General features: G+C 64.2%; 3 protein-coding genes, 1 tRNA gene and 1 pseudogene. 3 read left to right on the forward strand and 2 right to left on the reverse strand.

Annotation, left to right across the window (positions count from 1 at the left end):
* Positions 1-50: 50 nt before the first annotated feature.
* The 3 genes and pseudogenes from IRZ12_RS15025 to IRZ12_RS15035 form a co-directional block, all read left to right on the forward strand.
* Positions 51-1,568 (forward strand): annotated as a pseudogene (locus IRZ12_RS15025) (efflux RND transporter permease subunit); the annotation flags it as partial.
* 62 nt (positions 1,569-1,630) lie between these two features.
* The gene (gene dnaQ / locus IRZ12_RS15030) at positions 1,631-2,359 is read left to right on the forward strand and encodes a DNA polymerase III subunit epsilon (RefSeq protein WP_296470036.1); all 729 of its coding nucleotides are present in this window, start codon (positions 1,631-1,633) and stop codon (positions 2,357-2,359) included.
* Positions 2,360-2,421: 62 nt separating this feature from the next.
* A tRNA-Val gene (locus IRZ12_RS15035) sits at positions 2,422-2,496 on the forward strand.
* Positions 2,497-2,665: 169 nt separating this feature from the next.
* On the opposite strand, the gene IRZ12_RS15040 is transcribed toward IRZ12_RS15035, so the two are convergent.
* Together IRZ12_RS15040 and ada are read right to left on the reverse strand one after the other, a co-directional pair.
* Positions 2,666-4,072: an aldehyde dehydrogenase gene (locus IRZ12_RS15040; RefSeq protein WP_296470039.1), complete on the reverse strand. Its 1,407-nt coding sequence runs from the start codon at positions 4,070-4,072 to the stop codon at positions 2,666-2,668.
* Between the two features lie 560 nt (positions 4,073-4,632).
* On the reverse strand, positions 4,633-5,718 hold the full coding sequence (gene ada / locus IRZ12_RS15045) for a bifunctional DNA-binding transcriptional regulator/O6-methylguanine-DNA methyltransferase Ada (RefSeq protein ID WP_296470042.1): 1,086 nt from the start codon (positions 5,716-5,718) through the stop codon (positions 4,633-4,635).
* Between the last annotated feature and the right edge of the window lie 78 nt (positions 5,719-5,796).

Here is a 5,796-nt window from a genome sequence, read left to right on the forward strand (position 1 = left end):
CTTACGTGATGTTGCTCCGTCTCGTGGCTCGGTGTTGTGTATAAGAGACAGGGCTGGCGGTGGGCGCGTGCAGCATTCCGTTGTTCAAGACCATCAAGAGCGAACTCGCCCCGGTGGAAGACCGCGGCGTGATCTATGGCCGGGTGGTGGCGCCCCAGGGGGCGACCGTGGGATACACCACGTCCTACCTCGAGCGCATGGAGGAGATTTACAAGGATATCCCCGAGATGGCCGCGTACCAGGCCGTCGCAGGCTTCCCCGTGGTGACCGACGGCAACGCGGTGCTGCGCCTCAAGCCGTGGGAGGAGCGCACGCGGTCGCAGCAGGAGATCGCCCGCTCGCTGCAGCCACGCTTTGCCGCGCTGCCGGGCGTGCAGGCCTTCCCGGTCAATCCGCCTTCGCTCGGCCAATCGCCCCGTTCCACGCCGATCGAGTTCGTGATCATGAGCCAGGTCTCCTATCCGGAACTGGCGGTCATCGCGGAAACGTTCCTCGCCGAACTCGCCAAGTACCCGGGCGTTCAGAACGTGCAGACCGATTTGCGGCTGAATACGCCTGAATTGCGCGTGCAAGTCAACCGCGACAAGCTGGCCGACGTGGGCGTGGATGTGGACCGCGTGGGGCGTACGCTCGAAACCATGCTGGGTGGCCGCCAGGTCACGCGCTTCAAGGACAACGGGGAGCAGTACGACGTGCTGGTGCAGGTCATCCCGCGCGACCGCTCCAACCCGGACGACATTTCGGACATTTACGTCCGTGCCCGCAACGGCGAGATGGTCCAGTTGGCCAACCTGCTGTCGGTGCGCGAAGGGGTGTCGCCGCAGACGCTGAACCACTTCAACCGCATGCGCTCGGTCACCATCACGGGCTCGCTCGCCCCGGGCTATGCGTTGGGCGAGGCGCTGGAAGTGATGGACGAGATTGCCGCGCGCGTGCTGCCGGCTTCCGCGCAGACGGACTTGAACGGCCAGTCCCGCGAGTTCCGCGATTCATCCGGCAGCATTTATATGGTGTTCGCGATGGCGGTTGCCTTCATCTATTTGGTGCTGGCTGCCCAGTTCGAGAGCTGGCGCAATCCGCTGATCATCATGCTGTCGGTACCGCTGTCGATGACGGGCGCCTTGCTGGCGCTGTGGCTGACGGGCGGGACGCTATCGATATATAGCCAGATCGGCCTGGTGACCTTGGTCGGGCTGATTACCAAGCACGGGATCTTGATCGTCGAGTTCGCGAACCAGCTGCGTGACCAGGGCAAGGAGCTGCTGGAAGCAGTGGCCGAGGCGAGCGTGCTGCGCCTGAGGCCGATCCTGATGACGACCGGCGCGATGGTGCTGGGCGCCGTGCCGCTGGCCCTGGCCAAGGGGGCCGGTGCCGAGTCGCGGGTGCAGATCGGATGGGTGATCGTGGGGGGCATGAGCCTGGGCACGATCCTGACGCTGTTCGTGGTGCCTTGCGTCTACGCGCTGATCGCGGGCAAGCGCAAGCGTCCGCTGCCCGTGGGTGAACATCCGGTCGAGGTCGATGCGCATGCCGCGCCCGTTCCTCCTGCGCCGGAAACGGTAGGTTGAGCGAGCGCGGCGCGCCAAATGTCCTACACTTGAGGGCCACCGCCATTTTTTGATGCCCACTCATGCGCTACGTCGTCCTGGATACTGAAACCACCGGCCTCGATCCACTCCAAGGACACCGCATCATCGAAATCGGCTGCGTCGAGATCGTCAACCGCCGGGTCACCCAGCGCCACTTCCATACCTATCTCAATCCGGACCGCGACAGCGACCCCGGTGCGCTGGAAGTCCACGGACTGACCACCGAGTTCCTTTCCGACAAGCCCCGCTTCGAAGATAAAGTCGACGAATTCCTCGACTTCGTCCGCGACGCCCACATCATCATCCACAACGCCGAATTCGACCTGCGCTTCCTGAACGCCGAGCTGGCGCGCCTGCAGCGGGGCGACTTCCGGGACCACTGCCTGGGCATCATCGACTCGCTGCAGCACGCCCGCGAACTGCACCCGGGCAAGCGCAACTCCCTGGATTCCCTGTGTGACCGCTACGGCATCTCCAACGCGCACCGGGTGCTGCACGGGGCCTTGCTCGACTCCGAACTGCTGGCCGAGGTCTGGCTCGCCATGACGCGCGGCCAGGACAGCCTGGTCATCGATCTGGGGGACACCACCGTGCAGGAATCGGCCGAGCTCGGCGCCTTCGACCCGTCCACCCTGCCGGTGATCACGGTGAGCGAGGCCGACTTGGAGGCCCATCGCGCTTACCTGGCCGGCCTGGACAAGGAATCCAAAGGCCAGACGCTCTGGCGCAAATGGGAACCACTTCCCGTCGAGCAGGAAACTGTGGTATAGTTATGGGCTCCCGCCAGTGCGGCGGGCTTCACACCGAAGCGCCTCGGCGAGGTCGCGTCTTCGGGCGGTTAGCTCAGTGGTAGAGCACTGCCTTCACACGGCAGGGGTCACTGGTTCGAACCCAGTACCGCCCACCATCGATTTCCCCCAAGAAAGAAAACAAGTCCGGCCGACTGCGCAGCGTTGGTGGGATTGTGAACGCCCCGGTCGCTGCCCGGGGCGGCAAGACGCCTACGCATCCAAACGGCCAAGGTGAACCGGCGCGCGGAACGCGCCCGCGCCAGGCCGGCTGCCGCGGATCAATCCTTATCCAAGCTTGAACGGATCACGGGGTGCTCCGCTCAACTCCACATACACGGACTTCGTTTCGGTGAATTCGCGTATGGCGTCCATGCCATTCTCGCGGCCCAGGCCGCTTTCGCCAAACCCACCGAAGGGCGCGGCGAACGATATGACGCGATAGGCGTTGATCCAGACTGTGCCCGCGCGCAGCTGGTGTGCCACCCGATGCCCGCGGTGGATGTTCTGGGTCCAGACTGCCGCTGCAAGGCCGAACCGGGTGTCATTGGCGATGCGGACGGCATCGGCTTCGTCCTTGAACCGGATGACGGACAGGATCGGACCGAACACTTCTTCCCTGGCGATGCGCATGCGATTGTCCACATCCGTAAAGATCGTGGGCTGTACGAATAGTCCGCCCAGTTCGGGGTCTACTCCGCCGCCGCATGCGAGCTTGGCGCCGTCCTGCTTGGCTATGGAAATGTACTCGAGCACCTTGTTCAACTGAGGCACGTTGGCGCACGGCCCCATTTCCGTGCTTGGGTCCATCGGGTTGCCCAGGCGTATGGTGCGCGCCTTGGCAACGAGTTTCTCCACGAATGCATCATGGATGTCTTCCTGTACCAGCAGGCGCGAGCCGGCCATGCACGTCTGCCCGGTTGCCGCAAAAATGCCGGCTACCGCGCCGTTTGCGGCGACGTCGAGATCGGCATCATTGAAGACGATATTGGGGGATTTTCCGCCGAGCTCCAGAGAGACGCGAGTCAGGTTCTTGGCAGCTTCCGCTGCGATGCGCTTACCGGTTTCGGTCGCGCCGGTGAAGGCGATCTTGTCCACGCCAGGATGGCTGACCAGTGCGGCGCCAATCGAACCCTGGCCATTGACGACGTTGAATACGCCCGGCGGGAAGCCTGCCTCATGAATCCGCCGCGCCAGTGCAATGGTGGATACCGGGGTGTGCTCGGAGGGCTTGACCACGAATGTGCACCCCGCGGCCAAGCCGGCCGCCAGCTTGAAGATGAGCAGTAGGCCAGGTGAGTTCCACGGGGTGATGGCGCCCACGACGCCTATGGGTTCGTGGCGCGTATAAATCATGAAGTTGGGGCGGTCCGAAGGAATCACGTCGCCCTGCAGCTTGTCGGCCAGTCCGGCGTTGTAATAGAACCATTCCGGCAGGTACTGCCACTGCCCCAGCATCTCTTTGTACAGCTTGCCGTTGTCAGTGGATTCGATACGGGCGAGCTCCTCGGCGTCCCGTTTGATGATATCTCCCAAGCGACGCAGTAACTCGGCTCTTTGGGTGGCCGTCATTTTGGACCACGGGCCATTCTCGAACGCATCGCGGGCCGCCTTGACGGCGCGATCGACGTCCTCCACCGTCCCGTCGTTCACCCGCGCCCAAACCTTCTGGGTGTAGGGATTCAGGGAATCCATCGGGTTTTGGAGCGGCTCTTCCCGGCCATTTATCCAATTCCCAAATTCGGGTATAGCCACGTCGCTCAACGTATTCATTTTTCTTCAGTCTCTCCACTCACAGGAAATTGCCGGCTCAAAGAGCGAGCGTCTTGATGGGGTAGTATTGCGAGCCGCATTTCGGCAGGCAAACGAAAATTTCACGGGCAGATATGACGATTTTTCATGCGCGCCCTGCAAGCAATTTCCTTCATACCGGTAGTGGATATATTTCGTTGGCCTAGCCTTGCCAGATTGCCTAGCATGAAAAAAACATAAATGGCAATGCAACGCCACCAAGAGGAAAGCAGAGACAATGGGCTTACACGGCCGTTTCAGACTGTGCCCACCCAACGCGCCAGGCTACGCTGTGGGCATCGGCAGCATTGCCTCAATCCTCGTCAATGCTTTGTCGGCGCTTCGCGCCGACGGCACTCCGCACCCGAGACGCGCCACCCGGCCTTGGCGCCGGCCGCCCCATCCGGCAGGCAGCACGCCCCATTGGGAGGGTGGTCCGTTCGTGGCCCAGGGGGTGACGCGCCTCAGGCGCGGGGCGCCTTTCCCTCCCGCTCCAATAGCGCGCGCTTCCTTTCTACGCCCCAACGGTATCCCGACAACGCTCCGTCGCTGCGTACGACACGGTGGCAAGGAATCGCCACCGCGAGGGCGTTCGCGGCGCAGGCGCGCGCGACGGCGCGTACCGCTTTGGGCATGCCGAGGCGGGCCGCGATTTCCGCGTACGTCATGGTGACGCCGGGGGGGATCTGGCGCAGCGCTTGCCAGACACGTTCCTGGAAAGCGGTGCCGCGTACGTCGAGCGGCAGGTCGAGTCCGACGGCCGGCGCCTCGACGAGCCCGACGACGCGGGCGATCACCCGTTCGAAGTCCCGGTCGCCGCCGACCAGCGTGGCGCGCGGGAATTGGTCCTGCAGCTGGCGCACGAGCGCGTCCGGGTCGTCGCCGAGCAGGATGGCGCAAATGCCCCGTTCGCTCTGGGCGACGAGGATGGCGCCTAGCGAGCATTGGCCAACGGCGAAGCGGATGCGCATGTTCGCACCACCCTGGCGATAGTCTTTGGGACGCATGCCCAGCAGGCGGTCGGCGGCTTCGTAGAACCGGCTATTGGAATTGAAGCCGGCCTCGTAGATGGCGTCGGTGACCCGTCCGCCCGCGTGCAGCGCGCGGCGCAGCTTGTCGGCGCGGCGAGCCGCTGCGTAGGCCTTGGGAGTGAGGCCGGTGACGGCTTTGAACACGCGGTGGAAGTGATGGACGCTCATGCCGGCTTGCCTGGCAAGTTCGCTCGATGCCGGAATGGCGTCCGAGGCATCGATGAGGCGGCACGCCTCGGCCACCTGTGCGGCGCGCCGGGCTGCGATCGCGCTGCGGTCGGATGCGTGCCGGCGGCTGGGGCGGTAGCCCGCCGCTTCGGCCTCTTCAGGTGTATCGAAGAATTCGACGTTCCTGGGGTGCGGCAGGCGGGTGGGGCTGCCCGGGCGGCAATAGACCCCGGTGGTCTTGACGGCGTAGACGAACCGGCCGTCCACGGCGGGATCGCGCGCCAGCACGGCGGCCCAGCGGGGGTCGGCATCGGCCGGGAGCGGCGTCGTGGGCGAGGGGGCGGACGTCATGGCGGTTTCCATTCTTCTGGTCATGGAGGAACTGTAGCTGACTCATATACACAACTCCGATCCCACCAGACACTGACC

Source organism: Pigmentiphaga sp. (genome assembly GCF_019689535.1).
Classification (GTDB): domain Bacteria; phylum Pseudomonadota; class Gammaproteobacteria; order Burkholderiales; family Burkholderiaceae_B; genus Pigmentiphaga.

What these genes read in the sequence shown, in the direction of transcription:
- dnaQ (WP_296470036.1), top strand. Translation starts at nt 1,631, where the DNA reads ATGCGCTACGTCGTCCTGGATACTGAAACCACCGGCCTCGATCCACTC.
- ada (WP_296470042.1), bottom strand. Translation starts at nt 5,718, where the DNA reads ATGACGTCCGCCCCCTCGCCCACGACGCCGCTCCCGGCCGATGCCGAC.
- IRZ12_RS15040 (WP_296470039.1), bottom strand. Translation starts at nt 4,072, where the DNA reads ATGGATTCCCTGAATCCCTACACCCAGAAGGTTTGGGCGCGGGTGAAC.